The organism is Bradyrhizobium sp. (genome assembly GCF_047605465.1).
Classification (GTDB): domain Bacteria; phylum Pseudomonadota; class Alphaproteobacteria; order Rhizobiales; family Xanthobacteraceae; genus Bradyrhizobium.
In genome coordinates, this window is record NZ_JASGFS010000019.1 from 17,692 (window position 1) to 41,845 (window position 24,154).

Genomic DNA, 24,154 nt, shown 5'->3' on the forward strand with positions numbered 1-24,154 from the left:
GGCGGCACTTCCTGAGGAGTGACCAGGCAACAAGCATCGTTACGAGCGGATTCGTATTCGCATCACTCGCCGCACCGGCTCGCGATCGAACGAAACGGGCGGTGCGGACATGCCGGACTTTACGCGACGTTATCCATGTTCAACCCGGTCCGGAACGCATCCCGAAAGCCACCGTTCCCTTCCCAGGGAGTGTGCCATGGGAAAACTCGGGACCATCGACATCGCGCTGGACGAGGTGCTGGTGAATCTCGCAACGATCGTGTTGCGGCTTTCAGAACCCGACGTGACGCGAACGCCGGAAGCACGGCGCGCCCTGGTGCAATCGGTCCATCAATACGCCGTCTGCGCGGCGCGCTCGACCGATCCGCGCGTGCACGAGATGAAGACGAAGCTGGAAGAGACGCTGAAGCCTTCCCTGCGCATCGTCGCAAGCGACGGCGTGAAGGTGCAGTAGGCTGGATTCCGTCGTCGCGGAATTCCGTCATTGCGAGCGCTGCGAAGCTATCCAGAATCCCGCGGACACACTCCGGGTTGCTTCGCTACGTGCGCAATGACGAGGCTGGTTGAAGCCGCCCGCTCGATGACGCCTTCCCTTCGCTGCGACCTCGTCACCGCTCGACGACCAGCACAAGGAGACCCCCGATCATTTTGCACCGGCGACCGCTTTTCTTTTTCTCGCGCGCCTGCATGTACCCGGCAGCTTCTCCGCCAGGAAATCGCCGAGCACCTCGACGCGCGCGGGGCGCGGGCCGCCGGGCGGGGTCACCAGATGCACGGCGCCTTCGGCCTGCTTCCAGTCCTTCAGGATGATCTCGACCTCTCCGGAGGAAATGGCATCGCCGACGATGAATTCGGGGAGCTCGGCGATGCCGAGCCCTGCGATCAGCGACGGCATCACGGCTTCGCCGTTGTTGACGCGGAGCTGTCCGCCGGGACGCACGCTCGCCTGATCACCCGCCGCGTTGGTATAATGCCAGACGTTGGGCGTCGACAGATAGGCGTAGCTGAAGCATTTGTGCTCGGCCAGATGCATCGGATGCGTCGGCCGGCCGTGGCGCTTGAGATAGGACGGCGCGGCGACGGTGTAGCGCGGCATGGTGAACAGTCGCCGCGCGATCAGGGAGGAATCCGGCAGGCGCGCGATCCGCACCGCCATGTCGAAACCCTCGCCGATCAGATCCACCGTCGCATCGCTCAGGTGCAGATCGACCGAGACCTCGGGATAGGTTTCCAGAAACTCAGGCAATAGCGGCGCCACCGCCTTCAGCCCGAACGTCATGGGGACCGCGAGCCGGACCAGCCCGCGCGGCGCCACCGATTGCGCCAGCGCCTCGTTCTCGGCGGCCTCGCCGTCCGCCAGCAGGCGCGCCGCCCGTTCCGCGAGCTTGTGCCCGGCATCGGTCAGCGCGAGCCGGCGAGAGGTGCGGTTGAACAGCCGCGCGCCGAGCCGCTCCTCCAGCCGCGTGACCGCCTTGGACACCGTCGCCTTGGACATCGCCAGCTCGCCCGCGGCAGCCGCAAACGACCGTAATTCCACGACTTTCGCGAAAATCGCCAGCGCTTCGAAATCCGGGAGTTTTGCCATCTGGAGCGGTCCGATCAGGATATTTAAGGAAACAATGTGTTTCGACAGTTTCTATTTCTATACCACAGGCCGGGGCTTATCCAAGGGTCATCGCAATTTCAGGGAATGGAGAAATCCAATGACCAGGAAGCTCTCAGGAAAGGTCGCTCTCGTCACCGGCGGTTCGCGCGGCATCGGCGCAGCCTCCGCCCGCGCTCTCGCCGATGAAGGCGCCGACGTCGCCATCAGCTACGTCGCCTCGCCCGAAAAGGCCGAAGCGGTCGTCGCCGAATTGAAGGCCAAGGGCGTCAAGGCGCGCGCCTTCAAGGCGGATCAGGCGTCCGCCAGGGACGTCACGCAACTGGTGCAGGACGTCGCAAGGGAATTCGGCCATCTCGACATCCTCGTCAACAACGCCGGCGTCGCCGCAGGCGGCGCGATCGACGACGCCAATGCCGACATCGACACGTTCGCCCGCCAGGATGCGATCAACGTGCACGGCGTGATCGCAGCGATCCGCGCCGCCTCGCAGTTGATGGGCGAAGGCGGCCGTATCGTCACCGTCGGCTCGATGCTCGCGGACCGCGCCTCGTTTCCGGGCCTTGCCGACTACGTCGCCACCAAGGCCGCCGTCGTCGGCTACACCAAGGGCGCGGCGCGCGACCTCGGACCGCGCGGCATCACGGTAAACGTCGTGCAGCCCGGCTCGATCGACACAGACATGAATCCGAAGGACGCCGGCGAGTTCGCCGAGACGCAGCGCAAGCAGCACGCGCTGCAGCGCTTCGGCCGACCGGAGGAAGTCGCCGCCGGCGTCGTCTTCCTGGCGAGTCCGGAAGCCTCCTTCGTCACCGGCACGGTGCTCAACGTCGACGGCGGCTTCGGCGCCTGAGACGTCCGCTCTTCAAGCAAAGGACCACGCACATGATCGAACTCAGACCTTTCGCAAAGCTCGGCGGCGCCGATCACGGTTGGCTCAAGGCCAAGCACCATTTCTCCTTCGCGAGCCATTACGACCCGAACAACATGGGCCACGGCGCGCTGCGAGTTTGGAATGACGATGAGATCGCGCCGAACACGGGCTTTCCCGCCCACCCCCATGCCAACATGGAGATCATCACCTATGTGCGCGAAGGCGCGATCACGCACCAGGACAGTCTCGGCAACAAGGGCCGGACCGAGGCGGGCGACGTGCAGGTGATGAGCGCCGGCAGCGGCATCCGCCACTCCGAATACAATCTCGAGCCGACGAGCACGCGGATCTTCCAGATCTGGATCGAACCGCAGGCGCGCGGTGGCCAGCCGACCTGGGGCTCGAAGCCGTTCCCCAAGGCGAACCGCTCGGGCAAGCTCGTCACCATCGCGAGCGGCGACGAGAACGACACGGACGCACTGCCGATCCGCGCCGACGCCCGGGTGCTCGCGACCACGCTGAAGGCGGGCGAGACCGCCGAATATTCGGCGCAAAAGTCACGTCACCTCTACCTAGTGCCGGCGGCGGGCGCCGTCGAGATCAACGGTGTCCGCGTCAATGCCCGCGACGGCGCCGCGATCCGCGACGAGGAACGGCTCAAGATCACCGCGCTCGAAGACTCCGAGCTCGTGCTCGTCGACGCGGCATAACGAAGACGTCCGTCATGGCCGGGCTTGCCCCGGCCATCCACGAGCAAGGAACGCGGATGCCCGGGACAAGGCCGGGCATGACTCAGCAGCTTCCCCATCGAATCCAAATCCACGGAGACCATCATGACCAAAGTTCTCGTCCTGTATTATTCCGCCTACGGCCATATCGAAACGATGGCGAACGCCGTCGCGGAGGGCGCACGCGAGGCCGGCGCCACCGTCGACGTCAAGCGCGTGCCCGAGCTCGTGCCGGCCGACGTTGCCAAGGCCTCGTACTACAAGGTCGACCAGGCCGCGCCGATCGCGAAGATCGAGGATCTCGCGAATTACGACGCGATCATCGTCGGCACCGGCACCCGCTTCGGCCGGATGGCCTCGCAGATGGCCAACTTCCTCGACCAGGCCGGCGGCCTCTGGGCCAAAGGCGCGCTGAACGGCAAGGTCGGCGGCGCCTTCACCTCGACCGCGACCCAGCATGGCGGCCAGGAGACGACGCTGTTCTCGATCATCACCAACCTCCTGCATTTCGGCATGGTCGTGGTCGGCATGAACTACGGCTTCGCCGGCCAGATGAAGCTGGACGAAGTCACCGGCGGCGCGCCCTACGGCGCCACCACGATCGCCGGCGGCGACGGCAGCCGCCAGCCCAGCGCCAACGAGCTCGCGGGTGCGCGCTATCAGGGGCGACAGATCGCGGAGACCGCCAAGAAGCTTCATGGCTAAGCTTCATGGCTGAGGTGCAAGGCTGAGTCACGGATCACTGGATGCGATGCGGGCGGCATTCCCGGCAATGCCGTCCGCGTCCATTGAGCGAGGCGCGTCCTGCATGACTTTGGAGATTCTGTTGATCGCGCAGGCGATCCGCGCGCCCGTCCAGGCGCTGGCGCGGCGCTGGTATTGCCGCGGCCTGTTCCGTGCGTCGCGCGGACGGCTTCACTGCGCCGACGACACGACGGCGACCGCGCGCGGCTAGGGCTGCGTGATGTCGGCGGACGGTGGAACGGGATCGGCCGGCGCGGCCGCGGGCGTGGTCGAAAGCCACCAGCCGTCGCCGGCGAACCAGCACGTCTCGTCCGGCGCGTCCTCTCGCCGAAACGACCGCACCTGCTCCCATCCCTTGGCGAAGGCCTCGGTCAACCGCCGGGCGGCATCCTCGTCCTGCAGTCCCGCGCAGCCGATGAACTGGGCCCGCCCCAGAAACTTCGCCGGCCAGAGCGCACCCTGCTCGGGGCGCGTGATCATCAACATGCCGCCGAGCACGCCCTCGGGCGCCAGGGGGAATACCAGCCGTCCGCCGGGCCGCAATGCATCGAGCCACTCCCTCGCCGGCTGGGCCGCGCCCGCGCAGACATAGATCAGGTCCGCATCCGGCAGGGGAAGCCCGACGCCCGAACGTTCGCGCAGCTCGACCTGCGTGATCTCCTTCAGGTTCTCGCGCGCGAGCGATGCCAGGCCCTCGTCGATCTCGTAGGCGTAGACGCGGCCGGCCGGTCCGACGAGATGAGCGAGAATGGCCGTGTAATAGCCGCTGCCCGCACCGATCTGGAGCACGGTCTCGCCCTGCCTGACGCCGCAGCCGCCGAGCCAATAGGCATGCGCGCCGGGCATCCCGATGTTGAGGCCGCGCTTCGAGTCCAGCGCCAGCAGCGTGTTCTGATAGACGAAGGCGGGATCGTCATCCGGCGTCGTGACATAGGGATGTCCGCCGAGGGAGATCGACCACGGGCCCGGCCCGGCGAAAGGCTCGCGCCTGACCGTGCGAAAGGCCTCCTCGATACGGGGATCGGTGGTTCTGGCCGCAGCGCAGATCAGCTGGGCGAAGAACGCGCGATATTTCTCCGAACGGTCTTCCATGTCGCCTCCGGGACGCGAAGACGATAGCACGGCGGATGCAGGAATCGAATGAAGCCCCGCGGCCGCGGCGTCAGCGCGAACCCTTGCCGATGGCCCGGGTGACGAAGGCGGAGAGCCTGGGATGGCGACGCAGGCCCTGCGCGGCATGGTCACGCAGGACAAAGGGCAGACCACGCCAGGACAGCGCGACGCTGACATCGGTCAGCGGGACCGGCTCGGCGCCGAAGCGGCGCTTGTAGTCGTGATTGCCGATGCTGAGGTCGAAACGGCGTACACCGCGCGCATGCAGCGCCGCCATGGTGCGCTCGGTCACGAGCAGCCCCGGAGAGCAGTTCGACCAGGCCTTGCCGGCGTGGCTGATGCGCAGCAGGAAATAGGTCGCGCCGTAGCAGACCCCGAGCGTGGTGGCGACGATGCCCTCGTCGCACACGAGCGCCGACACGACGGCATAGCCTTCGGCCACACCCCGGCGTGCCACCTCGCGGTAGAACCGAGCGTGAGCGTCGTCGTTGAGGACGAACCTGGAGCCGAGCTGCCTCATGCGCTCCTGCTGCTGGACGTCCATCACATCGAGCAGTTCGCGCGCGCGTCCGGCATCGGTGGCGATCTCGAACCGCGCACCGGCGGACCGGCTGAAGACGCGCCAGCAGCGCGGCATCTGCATGCGCCTGATCGAGGCCTGATAGGCTGCGTAATCGTCGCCGGTCAGCACGAGATTGCCGTTGAGCGAGCAGGAGCCGGTGCGGCCGAGCGACACCAGCGGATTCAACCTGCCGCCCACATAGGACGGCATCTTCTTCAGGCGCAGGAGATCGAAACGATCGGGCGCGGCACGCAGCGCCTCGATCAGCGCGGCACTGATCGCGCGCGCAGCGGACGTATCGATGCCTGCATCGCCGGCCAGGATCGGCGCGTTGTTGTCGGACACGTCGAGATCGGCGAATTCGACGATTCGGATACCGCGTCTGACGTGGCTGATCATCGGCACCAGCGCGATGTCCCTGCCGGTGCCGGCATCGGAGATCACGGCGATCAGCGGCGCGACGTCGCGAAACGCCTCATACCAGGCGCCGAGCCAGTAACCATGTTGGAACGCGGTGCGATGCCCGGCGTTCAGGCGCGATGCGGCCAGCCGCCAGTCACGCACGAAATCAACGGTGATTCCCGACGCGCTGGATACCCGATCATCTAGTTGCTCGAGGCTGAGAAAAGCCATCCGCAAAGGCATACAGTTACTGAACGTTTCAAGGTAGATTATGTTTTGCCGCAGACCACAAGTTACGTCGCAGCTTATCGTTAAGCCGATACCGTCAGCGGGCCTGCATGTCCCGATATGAAACGCGACCGCGGCAACCGGTCAGCGATCCGGTTCCACCTGCGCGACGCATTGAAACCGCGCCAGGAAATGCAGCCCGGCAACGGCAAGTGCGAACAGGAACCAGATGGGGTTCTGCCGTTCGAGCAGAAACGTCTCCGTCGTTCCATAGTAGAGGCCGAACAGCCAGATCGTCAGGAACAATCTCGCGAGAGCGCCGCTGCGACTCTCGGCCTGCGCCGTCTGGAAATTCCGCAGCGGTGTCCAGACGAAGATCAGGACGACGAGCAGGAGCCCGGGGATACCGATGGTGATCGCGAGGTCGAGGTAACTGTTGTGGCTGTGCGCGGCGGTCACGGCCCACTCCGCGCCCTTGGCCGTCTGCCGCTCGGTCACGTCGTCCCAGAACGCCGCATAGCCGTGGCCGATGATCGGTTTCTCGGCAACGGCCGCGAGCGCGAACTCCCAGATGTCGGAACGGCCGGTGAAGGTCGGATCGACCGGAAGCAGCCGCGTAATCGTCCCCAGCGCGGGGCTGATGGCACTGCCGACCGTCAGCAGGTTCATCACGATCAGCGGCGCGAAGCAGATGATCCGCTTCAGCCAGAGGCTCCGTATCGCGTAAACCAGCGACGCCAAGGCGAAGATGGCGAGGCAAAGCACCGACGACGTCTTGCCGCCGGTGAAGATCAGGAAGACGCCGGCCAGGACGGCGATCGCGGGCCCCATCACGAACGATCCGACCGTGCTCAGATAGACGCCGACATAGACCAGGATCGTCATCACCGGCGAGGCGACGTTCTTGTGCTGGAAGGTGCCGCGCCAGTCACCGGCGAGCTGCGGCTCGGTGATGTCGAGCGCGGTATGGATCGAATATTGCGGAGCGAGGAAGACGCCGAGATAGCACAGCGCCAACAGTACCAGCGCCGCGCCGCCGAGACACAGATTGAAGCTCCTCTGCGTCGGCGGCAGCAGCGGAAACAGGACGGCCAGCGAGGTGACGCTCGCCGCCAGCACGAAGCGCTGGATCGAGATTTCGCGGCTCTCGGAGAGGAGCACGTTGATCAGCATCCAGCCCACGAGGCAGAGATGCAGCGGCGTGATCAGGGTCTTCAGCGACGGTCCATCGGTGGCGACGGCGAACAGCACAGCCGCCGCGGCAAGCAGCCCGAACGAGACATAGGTCAGCGCCATGCGTCCACTGACGACGTTGGTGACGTCGGGATTGCGCAGGTCCGGATAGGGCTCGAGCGTCACGAAGATCAGCAGCAGGGCGATGAAGGCGATGAGGCAGCGCGCCGCGCTCACGACGTTCAGCTTCGCCAGCACGGCGCGGAGCATCTGGCCCAGCGACCGGTGCTCGACGTCGATCATGTCTGCGGCGCTGCGATCCATGCCTGAAGGCCGATAGGGGACGCGGGGGAAGTCCCGGTTCTAGCCCATCCCCGTTAACCATCCGTCAACCAGCATGCCGGACTCGGCGGACACCGCGTGCGCGCGCGCGACGCTGCGCGCGATCTCGTAATATTGCAGCGCCCGCTGCTCCAGCGTCAGATTGTCCAGCACATAGCCGCGCGGGTCGAACGCCTTCGTCTCGCATCCGGTCCAGAAATCGGCCCAGCGCGACTCGAATTCCGCACGGTCGGCGAACTTGAGGCCGCAGCGGTCGTCCCAATAGGGCACCGACGACACCGGCTCGAACCTGACCCGGTGCGGGAAATAGTCGGGATCCGGCCACGGACCGCCGGGATCCCAGGCGAAGACGGGCACATTGCAGGACAAGGCCTGCTGATAGGCGATGCCCTGGCTTTCGTTCTGGCACAGAAAGATCATCGCGCGGCAGCGCGCGAGTGCCGCCTGATAGTCTTCTTCCCTGTAGCTGCCGTAGCGCAATTCGACGAACGAGCGGCCCTCCGCGAGAAGCCGCTCCCGGACCGGCTCGACCAGCTCCGGCAGATGGCGTTCCCGGTCCCAATTGACCTTGTCGTAGAGCAGGACGTCGACGGTCTTGTCCGCCGGACGCGACGGCGCCCACAGATCCGTGTCGATGCCGACCGGCCAGGCTTCCGTGTCAGGCCAGTGCGGGCGGTACATCTCGGCGTACCATGGGCCCGGCACCACGACCTTCCTGACCGGAAGCCGCTTGAACAGGTCGGGGTCGTCGAGCGGATGATTGTGAGCGGCGACGCCGAGCAGGATCGGATTCTTCCACGCGAACTTGTCGAGCAGGAACGTCCGGCCGATGATGCAGGCCAGCTCTTCGGGGTGCTGTTCGATGTAGCGATAGTCGTTGACGCGGTAGCGGATGCCGAGCCGGTCGAGCCCGGCGCAGAGATTGAGGAACACGCGCAACTGTCCACTCATGCGCGGCTCGCCGAGCAGCATCCTGCGCACCATGCGCCGCAGATGCCGGTCCCCGCGGAACCAACGGTCGTCCTTGTCCTCGTAGAAGAGGTTGAGAACCATGTCGTCGGGATCGTAGTCGAAGGTCTTTGCGCGCACAGGGTCCATCCGCGGCGGTCAGCCCCCGCATTCCCGCACGGGACCGGGTGTCGTATCTGCCGAAATCACCGACAGGCTTAGCGCCACAGGTTTAACGCTAATCTACGAAACCGGCGCCGCGCCGGCCTTCGCAGCAACGATTTGAGCGTTATGTGGCTATCATCCGCGGCAGCCAAGACCGCGATCGCCGGTGCCGCCAGCTTCGACACGCGGCCTGGTTAACACAGCGTTAAGATCACCGGAGCCGGACGTGACCACCGCCGACGACATTCTCGATTCATCGTCCGCCGCACCGGTGGCAGACAATGCGCGTGCCTCGTCGGCCGCGGCTTCGGACATGGCGGTCTCCGTCATCATTCCCGCCAAAAACGCCGCCGCCTATATCGGCGAGGCGATCGGCAGCGCGCTGATGCAGGGCGACGTCACCGACATCATCGTCGTCGACGACGGTTCGAGCGACGACACCATTGCGATCGTCCGCGCGATCGGCGACCCGCGCCTGCACCTGATGACGAACGATTCAACCGGCGTGTCGGCCGCGCGCAATCTCGGCGCCCGCACCGCACGCGGCGACTGGCTCGTTTTCCTCGATGCCGACGATCGCCTGCGTCAGGGCGCGGTGGCGACGCTGATCGAGGCTGCCCGCGCCGCGCCGCGCGCGGTTCTGGTCTACGGCGACTACAACACAATCGATCAGGACGGACGCGCGATCGGCCGGCGCGATCTCCTGAAGGGCCGCCGCAAGCCGTCCGGACAGGTGTTGCAGCAGCTCGTCGCCGGCAATTTCATCGTCAACGGCGGCATCATGCTGGTCCGGGCCGACGCCTTCCGCTCAACCGGCGGCTTCGACATCTCGCTCCGATATTGCGAGGACTGGCATTGCTGGTGCCGTCTCGCCGCGATCGGCTCATTCGCATTCGTCCCGGCGATTCTGCTCGACTATCGCCTGCACGCGTCCAACACCATGAGCGCGACCGTGCGCACGCCGCAGGATTTCTTTCCGGCGGTCGCGCGCGTCTTCAGCGACGACATGATCCTGGCCAAATTGCCGGAGAGCGCGGTGCCACAGCTGCGGCAGGCGGCCGAAATCCATCTCGTGACCTACGCGGCGACGCAGGCGGTTCGCTTCGGCAGATATCGCGACGCCCTCGCCTATCTCGGCATGATCGGGCGCCGCTCGCTCACATCGCTGCCGCGATCCGCGGCCAAGATCGTCCTGTCCTACCTTGGAATCTAGGCTCCGGCGGCAGGCGGATCAGGACACGATCTTCGAAGCCTCGTAGGGCTTCGGCTCGAGGCCGAACGCGGCAAGCGCAGCGCCGAGCGCCACCATCACCGGATGCATCGCGACGACGGCCTTCGAGGTCGTCAGCAGCCGGGCGGCGCGAACCAGCGACAGCGGCAATCGCCCCAGGGTCTGCGCGAACACGCGAGCGCGCGACGCACCGTTCTGCGCGGCCTTGTACTGCACGCGGAAGTTCGTCGCGCCGATCCGCAGGCCGCGGCGCGCGATCCAGCCGAGGCTGGTGCGGCTTTCCGGCACGGTCTCGGTGATGACCGCTTCCGCCGTCCAGTGGGAGGTCATGCCGGCATCGCGGCAGCGCAGGAAGAAATCGGTGTCGCCGCCGCCGAGGAAATTGAAGCGCAGATCGAAAGCCGGAGTGCCGAGCCGGTCGAACGCCGCGCGCGTGATCAGGCAGTTGCCGCAGCCATAGATCATCGGCACCGCGCCGGTGTAGTCGTAGGCAGGACAGAAGGCGGGATGACGCGCGAGCCACGGCTTGCTGTCGTCGTCGAAAATCGGGAGCACCGGCCCGCCGACGACATCCGCACCCGTCGCCTCCGCGGTGCGCACCATCAGTTCGAGCCAGTCGGGCGAAGCGATCTCGTCGTCGTCGATCATCAGGAAGCGCGTCGCCGCCGGAAACAGCGTTTGCGCCGTTTCGAACGCGGCGTTGATCGCCTGGCAATTGCCTTGCCGCTTCTCGACGATGCAGATGCCCTGGAGCTTGCCGGATACGAGAAACTCGGTGGCCACCGGCGCACTCTCGCGCCGCGCGCCGTCGTTCTCGACCATGACCACCGCGAAGGATCTCGACGTGCGCTGATTGACGACCGATTCCAGCGTCAGCCGCAGATGCTGCGGGCGGCGGAAACAGGGAATGCAGACGACGATACCGACCGACAGATCGAGCACGCGCGAGCTCGCGGCGACCTCCCGGTTGGGATCGCGCACGATGTCCATGATCCTGCTGGCGGACAAGTCTGTCGGAATGAGCGTCATGGCGTTATCGATGCCCGAGATTGATTGAAAAAGGCCTGCGTCGATCGCATGCGCCGACGCCGTCCCGGCGCGGCACAGCAGCATGGGACGGATGCGTCCCGAAATGAACGGCCGGCCGACCGGCAAGACCGCGCCGGGCCGCCGATGTTCCCGATGATCCAGGCTACCACCAAGCGCTTAACCGCTTTCGCGTGTTTTCCCTAAAAACTCTGCAGCGCATGCTATTGCAATTTGCAGTCCACAGCCGCGCGGCGGCGCGATAGCGCGATCGGCTAGTTAATGCATATGCGCGTTAACCCGATCGTAAGCACTGCGACCAGTGGCGTGGCTCGGCATCGGATTTGCTCCTAGGGCACATCACCGACTTCCTGTAATTTGCGTCGAACAAGTGCGGTCAAGACCATGAACAAGCCAGCCACGATCGATTTCGCAACGGCCATCGAGACCTCCGCGCCCGCAGGACCGGCACATACGCAGGCGCTGCTCGATCTGGTGCCCGGCGAAGCGCGCGACAGCCTACTTGCCATCCACGAGGTGCTGCGCCGCGAGTTGCCGCAGGGGCGGCTCGCGACCTATGAGGCCGGCGGCGGCTCCAGCAGCTTCCTGCCGATGGATGTGCTCAACCGCAGCCATGTCACCGTCGTCGACATCGACGAGGATCAGGTTCGCAACAACACTTACGCCCAGGAGGCGATCCTCGGCGACGTGCAGACCTATCGCTTTGAACCGAACGGCTTCGATGTTGTGATCTGCTACAACGTGATCGAGCATCTGCCCGACGTCCAGGCCGCGCTCCTGAACTTCCGCGACGCGCTGAAGCCCGGCGGCATGATCCTGATCGGCGCGCCCAATCCGCGCTCGCTGTCCGGTGTCGTGACCAAGTATTCCCCGCACTGGTTCCATGTCTGGTTCTACCGGCACATCCGCGGCATCAAGACCGCCGGACTGCCCGGCGAGGCGCCGTTTCCGACGTTCTTCCATCCGCTGGTGACGCTGTCCAAGCTCGAAACCTTCGCGGCCGCCAACGGCCTCGAAACGATCTACCGCCGCGAGGTCGAGAGCCCGCGTTATCCCGAGATGCGCGAGCGCAAGCCGTTGCTGTCGGCCCTCGTCGATGCCGGCGCCGCCGTGATGAACGCCGTACTTCCGCGCGGCACAGACGTGCGCCGCGGCGACTATCACATCATCCTGAGAAAACGCCTGGAACCATGACGGCCGCGCTACCGAACGCGGAATGCGGAGCGCGTTGCGACAATGCGCTGCCGGATATCCGCGTGCGGGCCGGGAGGCGTGGTAACGAACCGTTAATCCCCGAGAGACAGGCGTTGTGCGCGGCGAATGGCAATGCGCGCTTAAACGCTTTGTTTGCCATTTCGGTGAATAGTCCCCCAGTGAGTATGGTTAATTTTCCCTGTTGCGTTGGTTCCGCACCTACATCGCTGGTGCGTGGCGTGAAGCGGAGACTAACCCCTCAGCCCGCGAACGTTGGAATGAAAGCTGGGGATCATGCTTGACTACAACCAGCCGATAGATCGGGCCAGGCCTGAGGCGCCGCAACAGAGGTCCCAGACCGGCTTCAACGTGCTCGAGCTCGTCAACTTGCTCTGGCGGCGCAAGGTCGCGATCGCGGCCGCCGCACTTCTCGGCGCGACGCTCGCGGTGGTCATCGGCAAGAGCCTGACGCCCCGCTACACCGCCACCGCTCAGCTCTATGTCGACCCGCGCGAACTCCAGCTCGTCGATCGCGAGCTCACACCGCGCGCGCAGGACGTCTCCGGCATGGCCATGGTGGTGGAGAGCCAGGCCCGCCTGATCACGTCCAACAGCGTGCTGCTGCAGGTCATCCAGCAGGCCAATCTCGACAAGGATCCCGAATTCGGTGGCGGCGGCGAGGTCAGGGGTCTGATGTCGTCGCTGCTGGGTCTGATCGGCCTGCATCCCTCCGCTCCGTCCGCCGAAGACAGGAAGGAAGTGCAGCTCGCCGCCCTGGATGCGCTCAACAAGCACATCACGATCCGCAAGACCGAGAAGAGCTTCATCGTCGACATCGAGGTCTGGTCGACGAATCCGGCGAAGGCAGCGATGCTCGCCAACACGCTGACCAACACCTATCTCACGGAATCGCGCAACTCGCAGGCCCTCGCGGCGCGGCGCGCGACTGCCGATCTGTCCAGCCGCCTGAAGGAGTTGCGCGAGCGGCTGCGCAACGCCGAGACCGCGCTCGCGACCTACAAGGCCCAGAACAACTTCGTCGGCACCCAGGATACGCTGATCAGCGACCAGCAGCTGTCCGCCAGCAACCAGCGCCTCGCCGCGGCCCGCGCCGCGACGATGGACACGCAGGCCCGGCTCGACCAGATCGAGGCGAGCCGGCGTACCGCGGCGGATGCGGGCGCGATCCCCGAAGCGCTGCAATCGCCGACCATCGCCAATCTGCGCGCGCAATATGCCGATGCCCGCAAGAAATATGCGGAACAGACGGCCGAACTCGGACCGCGGCACCCGGCGCTGCGCCAGACGGAGAAGCAGGTCGAGGATCTCAAGCGCACGATCAGCGAGGAGATCGACCGCTTCGCCCAGTCCGCCAAAAACGACCTCACGCGCGCCCGCGACTACGAGGCTTCGCTGAACCGGGCGCTGGAAGCGCAGAAGCGGCAGAGCGTCCAGCTCAGCCAGGCGGCCGTGCGCCTGCGCGAGCTCGAGCGCGAGGCCGATGCCAGCCGCGACGTCTATCAATCCTTCCTCAAGCGCTCTCGCGAGACCGAGGAGCAGGAAAGCCTGAACACCTCGGCGGCCCGCGTCATCGGCGAGGCCACCGTGCCGCAGCGACGTTCGTTCCCGCCCGGGATGAGCCTGTTCGCCATGATCGGCTTCATCTTCGGCGCACTCGCCGCATCGAGCTGGTTCGTCGCGGCGGAACATCTGTTCGCCGGAGCGCCCGAACCGACGCGCCGCCAACGTGCGCCTGCGCCCGAGATCGCGAAGCCTGTCCCCGAAGCAGCCGCGCCTCCTCCTCCGCCGCTTGCTTTGGTCGAAAAGCCCGTGATCGCGCGCCTTCAGGAGGCGGATGTCATCCGCACGCTCGGTGCCATCCTGGCGACCGGCAACGGCGTCGACCTCACCCGGATCGGCTGGCCGACGCTGCGTTCGGGCTTCCCGCTGACCAGCCTGCTGAACGCCTTGCGCGACATGCGTGCCGCCGTGACGCGGCATGCGGCCGGCAAGGCGATGCCCGTGATCGCGTTCGTCGGTGCCGGCGAGACGGCCGAGCGAAGCGTGACCGCACTGAATTTCGCGCTCGCGGCAGCGCGCGACGGCAGCCGCGTGCTGATGATCGATGCCGACCATCAGGCGCACGCGCTCTCGCGCAAGGTCGATCATCCCGGCAAAAGCAATCCCGGCAAGCTCGGCTGGCTCTCGGCCGGCAGCAAGGCCGCGCGCGAGATCAAGACGGTGAACGGCATTTCCGTTCTGCCGCTGGTGGCCGGCGATGCCGGCAAGGCCGCGGATGCCGTCGGCAAGACGGTGGCGCAGGCGCGCACCGCCGGCGGCCACGACCTCGTCATCCTCGACGGCCCCGCGATGCCGCTCTCCGCGGCCGGCCGCAAGCTGCTCGATGGCGCCGATGCTCTCGTGGCGGTGCTGCCGACCAGCCGCGACATCAACGAGAGCATGGAAGAGATCCTGACCGCGCTCGGCGGCGCCGAGCGCAAGCTCGTGGGCGTCGTGCTCAACGAGCTCGATCCGGCAACCGAAACGCGCCAGCGAGGCAAACAATATGCTTGAGCGCCGCGTCAATCCCGAAGGACGGGCCGCGACAGCCGATGTGCCGCGGATCACCGTCGGCGGCCTGCGCATGGCCGCGCTCGACCTCGAAGCCACCGCCGACTTCATGATCGAGGCGACCGATCCGCGTCATCGCATCGGCCGCCCGCTTTTCCTGACGTCGGCCAATGGCGAGGTGCTGGCGCGCTGCTCGACCGAGCCGCAAACCGAGCGCCTGTTCCGCGCCGCCGACCTGATCAATGCCGACGGCCAGCCGCTGGTCGCCGTATCGAGGCTGCAGTCGTGGTTCCCGCTGCCGGAGCGCGTCGCGACCACCGACCTGTTCCACATCGTCGCGCGCAAGGCTGAGGTCGCGGGACGCACCTTCTACATGTTCGGCGCCAGCGAGGAAGAGAACACCGCCGCGGTCGAGAACGTCCAGAAGATGTATCCGAACCTCAAGATCGTCGGACACAGCCACGGCTATCTGCGTGGCGAGGCCATGCGCGCCAAGGTCGAGGAGATCAACGCGCTCGCACCGGACTATCTCTGGGTCGCGCTCGGCGTGCCGTATGAGCAGGCCTTCGTCGAGGAGTTCACGCCGTTGCTGAGCAATGTCGGCGTCATCAAGACGTCGGGCGGCCTCTTCAACTTCCTGTCGGGCAGCCGCTCTCGCGCGCCGAAATGGATGCAGAAGTTCGGGCTCGAATGGGCGTGGCGGACCTGGCTGGAGCCGCGTCGGCTGCTCTGGCGTTATTTGACCACCAACCCCCGCGCGCTCTATCTTCTCTTCAGCCGCCACCGGCCCTTCAATCGCTGAGAAACGTAGAGCAATCGACATGACCGACCGACCGACTGTCCTCGTCACGGGAGGCGCAGGCTATATTGGCTCGCACGCCTGCCGGGCCCTGACCGCTGCCGGCTACCAGCCCGTGGTTTATGACAATCTCTCGACAGGTCATCGCAATTTCGTCGCCGGTCCGCTGGTGACCGGCGATCTGCTCGACGGCGCGACGCTCGCGCGCGCCTTCGCCGATCACAAGGTCACGGCCGTGATGCATTTCGCGGCGGCGAGCCTTGTCGGCGAATCCATGACGGATCCGCAGAAATATTACGTGAACAACGTGCAGGGCACGCTGTCGCTGTTGCAGGCCATGCGAGACGCGGGCTGCCGCCGCATCGTGTTCTCCTCGACCGGCGCCGTCTACGGCAATGCCGATTCCAAGGAGCTGCCGGAAGATTTTCCCTGCGCGCCGATCAACCCCTATGGCGCATCGAAATGGATGATCGAGCGTATGCTGGCCGACTACCGCGCGGCCTACGGTTTCGGCGCCTTCTGCCTGCGCTATTTCAACGCGAGCGGCGCCGACCCGGCCGGCGGCATCGGCGAACTGCGCGACAATGAAACCCATCTCATTCCCCGCGCCATGATGGCGTTGCAGGGGCATGTCGAATTCGCCGTGTTCGGCGACGACTACGAGACGCCGGACGGCACGGCGATCCGCGACTATATCCATGTCACCGATCTCGCCGCGGCGCATGTGGCGGCGCTGAAGCTGCTCGAGCAAGGACATGCCGGCGGCAGCTTCAATCTCGGCACCGGCGCGGGCTTTTCGGTCCGCGAGATCCTGACCGCGATCCGGCAGGAGACCGGGCGCGAGGTGCCGCACACCGTCAAGCCGCGCCGCGCCGGCGATCCGACCTATCTGGTCGCCGACCCCTCGGCCGCGCGCAAGGTGCTGGACTTCGTGCCCCGCCACTCCGACCTGCCCACCGTGATCAAGACCGCGTGGGCCTGGCACCAGAAGGCGCATCCGCTAAGGTCGCGTTAGGCAACCGCCGCGCCCGCGCCTTCCCGTCCGGCGTCCCGACGGGTAGAATGAGCCGTTCCGCCGGCGCTGGCACCTGTCCAGCGCCCGCATTTTCCGCATCACCGGCGATGCTGTCGGACATGCGTGGCTCGGCCGATTGCGCGGGCCGAATTATGGAAAGCCCAGGCCACGATCACGTCCGCGCGTCGGCCTGCCGTCGGGCGCGGACGCAGGGAGCACGAACCGGATGAATCAGGCGGCACGCCTGGAATTCGAGCGCGTGATCGAGGAGTTCGCCCGCTGGCACGTCGTGCCGGACGGCGAGCGCTCGCCGGCGCCCGCTTGGTGGTGGGGTCCCGCCATGGCGCTGGTCGACGACCATGCGCCGATGCAGCACGCCTGGTGTCGCGCGCTCGACTTGAACGACGGGGCGAGTTTCGCGGAGGGTGCACGCGCGCTTCTCGCGCTGTTCGTCGAGCAGACGTCGTTGACCGGACCGCAGGATTTTCCAAACAAGGCCGAGAGCGGCGATCACGACGTCCGCGACCTGCACGCGCAGCCGTCAGACGACGGCGCGTTTCAACCCTGACGCCCTGTCTTCGCCGGCGCCCTGGTTCGGCTCGGGCTGGAGCGGCGGCGCCACGGACAGCACCATCGGCCGCAGCAATTCGGCCATCTGGTGCGGCGGCAGCGGCCTCGAGATCAGGAAGCCCTGCATCTCGTCGCAGCCATGGGTGCGCAGGAACCTCTCCTGCTCGGCGTTCTCCACGCCTTCCGCGACGACGGTCATGCCGAGCGCCTTGCCCATGCTGATGATCGCCTGCGCGATGGCCTGATCCTCCGAATCCTGCGGCAGGTCGCGCACGAAGGAACGGTCGATCTTGATGGTGTCGATCGGGAAATGCTTCATCAGCGACATCGACGAATAGCCGGTGCCGAAATCGTCGATGGCAAGACGAATGCCGCGGCTCTGGATCGCGTCGAGCACCTTCAGGGCGCGGCCGACGTTGCGCATCATCATGCTCTCGGTGACTTCGAGCTGGAGCAGCACCGGCGACATGCCGCTGGCCACCAGCGCCTCGTCGACGTCCTGCAACAGATGCTCGTCGGCGAACTGGCGCGGCGACAGGTTGACGGCCATCGACAGCGGCAGCAGGCCGCGGCGCTGCCAGTTCATCGCCTGCGCGCAGGCCTCCTTCAGCACCCAGCGCCCGATCGGAACGATCAGTCCGGTCTCCTCGGCGAGCGGGATGAACTGCGCGGGCGAGACATTGCCGAGATCCGGATGCGCCCAGCGCAGAAGCGCCTCCACACCCGTGATCTGGCCGGTCTCCATGTCCACCTTGGGCTGGTAGTGCAGCGAGAACTGCTCGCGCTCGAGCGCCCGACGCAGCGCGCTTTCGAGCGACAGGCGCTCAATCGACTGCGTCTTCACTTCCTTGGAGAAGAAGCGATAGCCGTTCTTGCCGTCCTCCTTGGCGAGGTACATCGCCATGTCGGCGTTCTTGGTCAGGGTCTGCGCGTCGGCGCCGTTGGCCGGGTACATCGCGACACCGATCGAAGCGGTGGTGTGGCACTCATGGCCGGCCAGTTCCATCGGCTCGGCCAGTACGCTGAGCAATTCGGTCGCGATGCGCTGAACATCGTCGATCTCGCCACACCGGTCGAGAATCACCACGAACTCGTCGCCGCCGAGGCGCGCCACCACGTCGCTCACCCGCAAGGCGCCACGCAACCGGTCCGCGACCTCGAGCAGGAGCAGGTCGCCGGCCTCGTGGCCGAGCGAATCGTTGATGACCTTGAAGCGGTCGAGATCGATGAACAGCACCGCAAAGCGGCGATCATGACGCTGCGCCGCGTCGATCGCCTCGCGCAGCAGGCCGTTGAAGGTTTCGCGGTTCGGCAGGTTGGTCAGGCTATCATACGAGGCGAGATATTCGATCCGCTCATCTGCCTTCTTCTTCTCGTCGGCGCGATCGAAATTCTCGAGCGCGAAGGAGACGTTGTCGGCCAATCGCTGCAGCAGCTCGACGAACTCGCCGGTGAAGGTGTCGCGTTCGGCCGACATGTAGATCATGACGCCGACCGGCTGGTCGTGAACGATCAGCGGGAAAGCCGCGCCCGACCGCGCCCCGTCCTTGCGGACGATGGCATGAAAGGCGCTGACGCGATGATCGTTGAGATAATCATTGCTGATGCAGGGCTGCCGGGTCCGGAACGCCGTTCCCGCCATGCCCCTGCCCTCGGGACGCGTGGCGTCGATCGAGAGCCTGACGTTGCGCGTGGTGTCGGCCGCAGGTCCGGCCGCAGCGGCGATTTTGAGCAGATCGCTGTCGGCGACCGCAAGAACGATGGTGGTGGACGTGAACTTGCCGCCGGTCGAGGCGGCCCGGCACACCAGCTCGTATAGTTCGGAGCGGGACTTTGCCCGCATGATCGCTTCGTTGGTCGCGCTCAGCGCCGCGAACATGCGCGTCACGCGCTCCTTCTGTTCCTCGGTGCGCGCCTTCTCTTCGGCGCGGTCGAAATTGTCGAGGGCGAAGGAGACGTTCTCGGCGAGGCGCCCGAGCAATTCGACCAGATCGGGCGTGAAGGCATCTTCATCCGATGCCAGGAAGAGCAGGATGCCGATGGGTTCGAGACCGGCACGCAGCAGCGGGAAGCTCGCGGCCGCGCGCGTGCCGTCCTCGGTCGCCTGGAGGCGCCAGTGCTCCGATCGCGGGTCGCGCAGATAGTCGTTCATGACGCAGGGACGGCGGGTGCGCAGAGATATCCCGATGATCCCCTGCCCCTGCGGATGATCGGCGGAGACGATCGCGGTGCGTCCGACCATGCGGTCCTGGAGCCGCCCCTTCACTGCAACGACGCGAACGCAGCTGCGATCCTGATCGAGGATGCCGATCGTCGCCGAGGCAAACATGTCGCCGAGCACGGCTGCCTGACATGCGACCTCGAACAGCTCCTCGCGCGTCTTGGCGCGCATGATGGCTTCGTTGGTCGCGCTCAACGCTTCGAACATGCCGCTCAGGCGGCCGCGCTGCCTGTCGGCACGGGCCTTCTCTTCCGCGCGGTCGAAATTCTCCAGGGCAAAGGCGACGTTCGCCTGCAGCCGCTGCAGCAGCTCGACGAACTCCGGGGTGAACGTATCGCGCTGAAACGAATGGAACAGGAAGACGCCTTCGACCCGGTCGCCGTTGAACAGCGGCAGCGCCGCCGCGGAAGCGATGCCGGCTCGCCGCGCGGAGGCGTGCCAGATCTTCATGCGTTCGTCAGACCAGAAATCGTTGCTGACGACCGGCTGCCGGGTGCGGAACGCAGTGCCGGTCAGCCCGCGCCCGTCCGGATCCTGGTCGGATATCGCGAGCCTGAACCCGCGAACCTCCTTCTCGTTCGGGCCGTAGCTCGCGATCACGCGAAGCAGTCCGGCCTCGTGATCGGCAAGCGCGATCGAGGTCGAGGCGAACTTGGCCCCCTGCACGGTCGCCTCGCAGACGAGATCGAACAGCTCATTGCGCGATCGCGCCCGAAGGATCGCCTCGTTGGTGGCGCTGAGCGCGGCATACATGCGCGCAAGGCGATCCTCCTCCTCGGCGATCCTGGCCTTCTCCGCTTCGCGGTCGAAATTCTCGAGCGCGAAGGAGACGTTCTCGGTCATGCGCAGCAGCAGCGCCACGACATCGTCATCCTTCGCCCAGGACTTGCTGACGAAGGAGAACAGCACGCCGACGCTTTCACCGCGCTTGGTCAGCGGCGCGACCATGCAGGCCGCCTTGCCGGCGTGGGGGCCGGCCTGTTCCCACACCGTACCCTTGATGCGACCGACGAAGTCCTCGTCGACGATCAGCTTCTGCGTCCGGAACACCTCGCCGGCGATGCCCTTGCCGTGTGGATCGTCCGCGTCGATCGAATAGCGCGCCTGGTGGATCAGATCGAGGTTCTGTCCGGCAGCAGCCGCAGGGATCAGCCAGTGAGAGCCCGGCTCGCGCAGCAGGATGAAGGTGGCGAGCGAGTTGCCGCAATAAACGGCGGTATCGCAGACGCGCTGGTACAATTCCAGGTCGGTCTTGGCGTGCAGGATGGCTTCGTTGGTCGCGCTGATGGCGCCGAACATGCGGTTCAGCCGCCGCATCGCCGTTTCCCCGGTCACGCGTGCCGCTTCACGCTCGAAGTTCTCCAGCGCGTAGGAGATATTGGCCGACATGCGCCCGAACAGCGACACCATCTCGTCGTCGAGCGAGCCGGCTTCGCTGCGGGTGACGAACAGCACGCCGACGCTGCGGCCGTTGCAGATCAACGGCAGCGCGGCCGCGGCTCCCACGCCGCTCTTGACCACGCCATCGCGCCACGCCAGCGAGCGGCGGTCGTTCAGGAAATCGTTGCTGATGCACAGGCGCTGGGTGCGGAACGCCTCTCCGCCGACGCCGGATCCTTGCGGCGTGCCTTCCTCGATGGTGATGTCGATCGCACGCAGCCGGGCGACGTCCTCACCGCATCCGGCCGCGAAGCGAAGCCCGCAGCCGTCCGGCTCCACCAGGAACACGGCGACGGCCAGGAAGTCTCCGCTCGAAAACCCGGCGTCGCAGACCTTCTGGTACAGCTCGCTTGGCGATTTCGCGTAAAGGATCGCTTCATTGATGGCGCTCAACGCCGCAAAGGTGCGCGCGAGGGTCGTCTGCACGGTCTCAACTCCCGGGCATTTCTGCCTTTTTATCCCGATGCCGTTATGGGCGACGATCGCCTAAGTGGTCGTTATTGCCCCCGGCAGATCGTCAATCAAAGTGAACGAGCTGCGAACGGACGACGGCAAACTGTCGGGAATCCCGCCGCGCGGGATGTTCGCGCCGCAGGTGCCCGGCAAGGGCACGGCCCATCTGCGAATTTGCAGCGCAGGATTGGTTTACGGGAGATTGATATCGGCGCTCCGCTTTGAGACGATGGCCGCAACAACCAACGCCCATGAAGGGCGACGACCGAGGGAACGCCATGCCGATCGTCAAGGCCGACCGTCTCACCCGCATCGGCGCAGCACTGCTCCATGCCGCAGGAGCCTCCGAGGAGGAAGCCGACGCCGTCGCGACCGGCTGCGTCAACGCCAATCTCGCCGGGCACGATTCCCACGGCGTGATCGCGATCCCGACCTACATCGACCGTATCAAGGCGGGGCACATCGTTCCCGGCGCCAAATGGTCGATCGTGCAGGAATCGGCGACCACGACCGTGATCGACGGCCAGTGGGGCTTCGGCTTCCACGTCAACGCCAAGGCGATGGCGCTGACGATCGAGAAGGCGAAGACGGCGAACGTCGCCGCATGCACCGTGTTCCGGCAGAGCCATGTCGGGCGGCTAGCCGCCTATCCGCTGATGGCGATGCGCGAAGGGATGATCGGGATCGCGACGGCGGATTCGGGCCGCTCGCCGAAGCATGTGGCACCGTTCGGCGGCAAGGAAGCGCGGCTCGGCACCAACCCGATCTCGATCGCGGTGCCGTCCGATCTCGCCGCGCCGTTCTACCTGGATATGGCGACGTCGGCAGTCGCGGCCGGCAAGATCCAGCTCGCGGTCGCGCGCGGCGAGGAGATCCCGACCGGATGGATCATCGACGGCGAGGGCCGCCATACCACAGACCCGACGCAGTACCGCAAGGGCGGCGCGCTGCTGCCGCTCGGCGGCACCGAGGGCTACAAGGGCAGCGGGCTCGCGGCCATGGTCGAGGTGCTCTGCGGCCTGCTCACGGGCCTCGGCTTCGGCGTCGAGCCGACCGGCCGGCACAATGACGGATGCTTCATGGCAGTGTTCAACGTCGCCGCATTCCGTCCGCTGAAGGAGTTCAAGCGCGAGGTCGCCGAATTCGCGCAGTACCTGAAATCGACGCCCCCGTCCGAGGGCAGCAAGGGCGTCTTCTATCCCGGCGAGATCGAAGGCCTGCGCGAGCAGCAGCGGCTTCGCGACGGCATCGAGATCGAGGATGCGACCTGGGACAAGCTGCGCGCGCTGGCCCGCGAGTACCGCCTCGAAACGGTGCTCGACCTCGCCTGAACGCATATGGAGAACAGCAGCATGACGCGGCAGATGGTACTGGTCGGCTTCCTCCAGGCGCAAAACTGCACCAATTTGCCGAGCTCGTGGCGGCACCCGGACTCGCGCGACGATTCGATGTCGGCGGATTACTATCAGGAGATCGCCAGGATCCTCGAGGCCGGCAAGTTTCACATGGCGTTCTTCGACGATCGCCTGGCGATGCCAGATCGCTACGGCAACGACCACGCCCATACCGTCGAATACGGCATCCGCTGCGTGAAGATGGATCCGCTGATCGTCCTGACCACGATGGGCATGGTCACCGAGAAGCTCGGCTTGGGCGCGACCTGCTCGACCACCTATTTCGAACCCTTCGACGTCGCGCGCCGCTTCGCGACCCTCGACCTGATGTCGGGCGGACGCGCCGGCTGGAACGTCGTCACCTCGCTCAACGACGGCGAAGCTTTCAACATGGGCCGGGATTCGCATCCCGAGCATGACGCCCGCTACGACCGCGCCGACGAATTCATGGAGGTCGTGCTCGGCCACTGGGACACCTGGGAAGACGGCGCGCTCATCATGGACAAGACCAGCGGCCGCTTCGCCGATCCGGCCAAGGTGAAGCGGCTCGACCACAAGGGCGAATTCTTCAAGTCGCGCGGGCCGTTCACGGTGCCGCGCTCGGACCAGGGCCATCCCGTCATCATCCAGGCCGGCGCCTCGGGCCGCGGCCAGCGCTTTGCCGGGCGGTGGGGCGAGGTGATCTTCACCGCGGCACGCAACCTCGCGGGCGCGAAGGAGGGCTATGCCGCCGTGCGCAACGCGGCGGCCAAGGCCGGCCGCGATCCCGACCAGATGTTCCTCTGCAACCTGATGACGCCGGTCTGCGCGGCGACAAAGGCGGAGGCCGAGGACAGGATGGCCCTGATCAACAAGCTGCCGCTCCAGATCGACGCGCTGTCGCTGCTCGCCGAAGCCCTCAACCATGATTTCGCCGCCAAGGATCTCGACGAGCCGCTGACGACGGAGGAACTGAAGGGCATGCAGGGCATTCTGGGCATCCGCGACGGCGTGCTGAAGAACTCGGGCAAGGCCAATCCGACCGCACGCGACTTCGTCACCTTCTCCGGACGCGGCCAGGTCCAGGACGCGATGGTCGGCGGCCCCAAGGAGATCGCGGACAAATTCGAAGAGATGTTCGTCGAGCGCGGCTGCGACGGCTTCGTCATCGCCGCGACCTACGTGCCCGGCTCCTATGCCGATTTCGTGCGCCATGTCGTACCGGAATTGCAGCGGCGCGGCCTGTTTCACAAGGACTATCGCGGCAAGACGCTGCGCGAGAATCTCGGGCTCAAGCGGCCCACCGCCGGCGCCTGGAAGGCGCAGCCGCGCGACGCTGCGGAATGACGACAGGGACA

20 protein-coding genes are annotated in these 24,154 nt (G+C 66.0%); 13 read left to right on the top strand and 7 right to left on the bottom strand.

Annotation, left to right across the window (positions count from 1 at the left end; genetic code table 11):
* Nucleotides 1-196 precede the first annotated feature (196 nt).
* Nucleotides 197-454 (top strand): hypothetical protein, encoded by a 258-nt coding sequence (locus QM712_RS16900; RefSeq protein WP_415024254.1) that lies wholly within the window; start codon nucleotides 197-199, stop codon nucleotides 452-454.
* Between the two features lie 189 nt (nucleotides 455-643).
* On the opposite strand, the gene QM712_RS16905 is transcribed toward QM712_RS16900, so the two are convergent.
* Entirely contained in the window at nucleotides 644-1,585 is a 942-nt protein-coding gene (locus QM712_RS16905) for a LysR family transcriptional regulator (protein ID WP_415024255.1), read from the bottom strand.
* A gap of 118 nt (nucleotides 1,586-1,703) precedes the next feature.
* Here QM712_RS16905 and QM712_RS16910 point away from each other — a divergent pair, with 118 nt between their 5' ends.
* The 4 genes from QM712_RS16910 (at nucleotide 1,704) to QM712_RS16925 (ending at nucleotide 4,160) form a co-directional block, all read left to right on the top strand.
* The gene (locus QM712_RS16910) at nucleotides 1,704-2,456 is read left to right on the top strand and encodes an SDR family NAD(P)-dependent oxidoreductase (protein WP_415024256.1); all 753 of its coding nucleotides are present in this window, start codon (nucleotides 1,704-1,706) and stop codon (nucleotides 2,454-2,456) included.
* Nucleotides 2,457-2,488: 32 nt separating this feature from the next.
* Complete coding sequence (locus QM712_RS16915; RefSeq protein WP_415024257.1) at nucleotides 2,489-3,187, top strand: pirin family protein; 699 nt, start codon at nucleotides 2,489-2,491, stop codon at nucleotides 3,185-3,187.
* 123 nt (nucleotides 3,188-3,310) lie between these two features.
* Nucleotides 3,311-3,910, top strand: coding sequence for an NAD(P)H:quinone oxidoreductase (gene wrbA, locus QM712_RS16920; RefSeq protein ID WP_415024258.1), 600 nt, complete (start codon nucleotides 3,311-3,313; stop codon nucleotides 3,908-3,910).
* A 103-nt stretch (nucleotides 3,911-4,013) separates the two neighbouring features.
* Nucleotides 4,014-4,160 carry a hypothetical protein gene (locus QM712_RS16925; protein ID WP_415024259.1) on the top strand — a complete coding sequence of 49 codons (147 nt, stop codon included), beginning with the start codon at nucleotides 4,014-4,016 and terminating at the stop codon, nucleotides 4,158-4,160.
* Here the strand turns inward: QM712_RS16925 and QM712_RS16930 are convergent.
* The 4 genes from QM712_RS16930 to QM712_RS16945 form a co-directional block, all read right to left on the bottom strand.
* Nucleotides 4,157-5,041 (bottom strand): protein-L-isoaspartate O-methyltransferase family protein, encoded by an 885-nt coding sequence (locus QM712_RS16930; protein WP_415024260.1) that lies wholly within the window; start codon nucleotides 5,039-5,041, stop codon nucleotides 4,157-4,159. The genes QM712_RS16925 and QM712_RS16930 overlap by 4 nt on opposite strands.
* A gap of 70 nt (nucleotides 5,042-5,111) precedes the next feature.
* The gene (locus tag QM712_RS16935; protein WP_415024261.1) at nucleotides 5,112-6,257 is read right to left on the bottom strand and encodes a GNAT family N-acetyltransferase; all 1,146 of its coding nucleotides are present in this window, start codon (nucleotides 6,255-6,257) and stop codon (nucleotides 5,112-5,114) included.
* Between the two features lie 141 nt (nucleotides 6,258-6,398).
* The gene (locus QM712_RS16940) at nucleotides 6,399-7,751 is read right to left on the bottom strand and encodes an O-antigen ligase family protein (RefSeq protein ID WP_415024262.1); all 1,353 of its coding nucleotides are present in this window, start codon (nucleotides 7,749-7,751) and stop codon (nucleotides 6,399-6,401) included.
* A gap of 39 nt (nucleotides 7,752-7,790) precedes the next feature.
* The gene (locus QM712_RS16945) at nucleotides 7,791-8,858 is read right to left on the bottom strand and encodes a glycosyltransferase (protein WP_415024263.1); all 1,068 of its coding nucleotides are present in this window, start codon (nucleotides 8,856-8,858) and stop codon (nucleotides 7,791-7,793) included.
* 250 nt (nucleotides 8,859-9,108) lie between these two features.
* Between QM712_RS16945 and QM712_RS16950 the strand changes: the two genes are divergently transcribed.
* On the top strand, nucleotides 9,109-10,095 hold the full coding sequence (locus tag QM712_RS16950) for a glycosyltransferase (RefSeq protein ID WP_415024327.1): 987 nt from the start codon (nucleotides 9,109-9,111) through the stop codon (nucleotides 10,093-10,095).
* Nucleotides 10,096-10,113: 18 nt separating this feature from the next.
* Here the strand turns inward: QM712_RS16950 and QM712_RS16955 are convergent, their stop codons facing one another.
* Nucleotides 10,114-11,142 (bottom strand): glycosyltransferase family 2 protein, encoded by a 1,029-nt coding sequence (locus tag QM712_RS16955; RefSeq protein WP_415024264.1) that lies wholly within the window; start codon nucleotides 11,140-11,142, stop codon nucleotides 10,114-10,116.
* A gap of 402 nt (nucleotides 11,143-11,544) precedes the next feature.
* Between QM712_RS16955 and QM712_RS16960 the strand changes: the two genes are divergently transcribed.
* The 5 genes from QM712_RS16960 (at nucleotide 11,545) to QM712_RS16980 (ending at nucleotide 17,307) form a co-directional block, all read left to right on the top strand.
* Nucleotides 11,545-12,354 (top strand): class I SAM-dependent methyltransferase, encoded by an 810-nt coding sequence (locus tag QM712_RS16960; RefSeq protein ID WP_415024265.1) that lies wholly within the window; start codon nucleotides 11,545-11,547, stop codon nucleotides 12,352-12,354.
* Between the two features lie 294 nt (nucleotides 12,355-12,648).
* On the top strand, nucleotides 12,649-14,928 hold the full coding sequence (locus QM712_RS16965; protein ID WP_415024266.1) for an exopolysaccharide transport family protein: 2,280 nt from the start codon (nucleotides 12,649-12,651) through the stop codon (nucleotides 14,926-14,928).
* Nucleotides 14,921-15,727: a WecB/TagA/CpsF family glycosyltransferase gene (locus tag QM712_RS16970; protein ID WP_415024267.1), complete on the top strand. Its 807-nt coding sequence runs from the start codon at nucleotides 14,921-14,923 to the stop codon at nucleotides 15,725-15,727. Before QM712_RS16965 ends, QM712_RS16970 begins: the two co-directional genes overlap by 8 nt.
* A 19-nt stretch (nucleotides 15,728-15,746) precedes the next feature.
* Nucleotides 15,747-16,739 carry a UDP-glucose 4-epimerase GalE gene (gene galE, locus QM712_RS16975; protein WP_415024268.1) on the top strand — a complete coding sequence of 331 codons (993 nt, stop codon included), beginning with the start codon at nucleotides 15,747-15,749 and terminating at the stop codon, nucleotides 16,737-16,739.
* A gap of 226 nt (nucleotides 16,740-16,965) precedes the next feature.
* On the top strand, nucleotides 16,966-17,307 hold the full coding sequence (locus QM712_RS16980; protein ID WP_415024269.1) for a hypothetical protein: 342 nt from the start codon (nucleotides 16,966-16,968) through the stop codon (nucleotides 17,305-17,307).
* On the opposite strand, the gene QM712_RS16985 is transcribed toward QM712_RS16980, so the two are convergent.
* Entirely contained in the window at nucleotides 17,281-21,396 is a 4,116-nt protein-coding gene (locus tag QM712_RS16985; protein WP_415024270.1) for a GAF domain-containing protein, read from the bottom strand. The genes QM712_RS16980 and QM712_RS16985 overlap by 27 nt on opposite strands.
* A gap of 305 nt (nucleotides 21,397-21,701) precedes the next feature.
* On the opposite strand from QM712_RS16985, the gene QM712_RS16990 reads away from it, so the two are divergent.
* Both QM712_RS16990 and QM712_RS16995 read left to right on the top strand, forming a co-directional pair.
* The gene (locus tag QM712_RS16990) at nucleotides 21,702-22,754 is read left to right on the top strand and encodes an Ldh family oxidoreductase (protein ID WP_415024271.1); all 1,053 of its coding nucleotides are present in this window, start codon (nucleotides 21,702-21,704) and stop codon (nucleotides 22,752-22,754) included.
* Between the two features lie 21 nt (nucleotides 22,755-22,775).
* A complete protein-coding gene (locus QM712_RS16995; protein ID WP_415024272.1) occupies nucleotides 22,776-24,143 on the top strand; it encodes an LLM class flavin-dependent oxidoreductase in 1,368 nt (455 codons plus the stop codon).
* Nucleotides 24,144-24,154 lie beyond the last annotated feature (11 nt).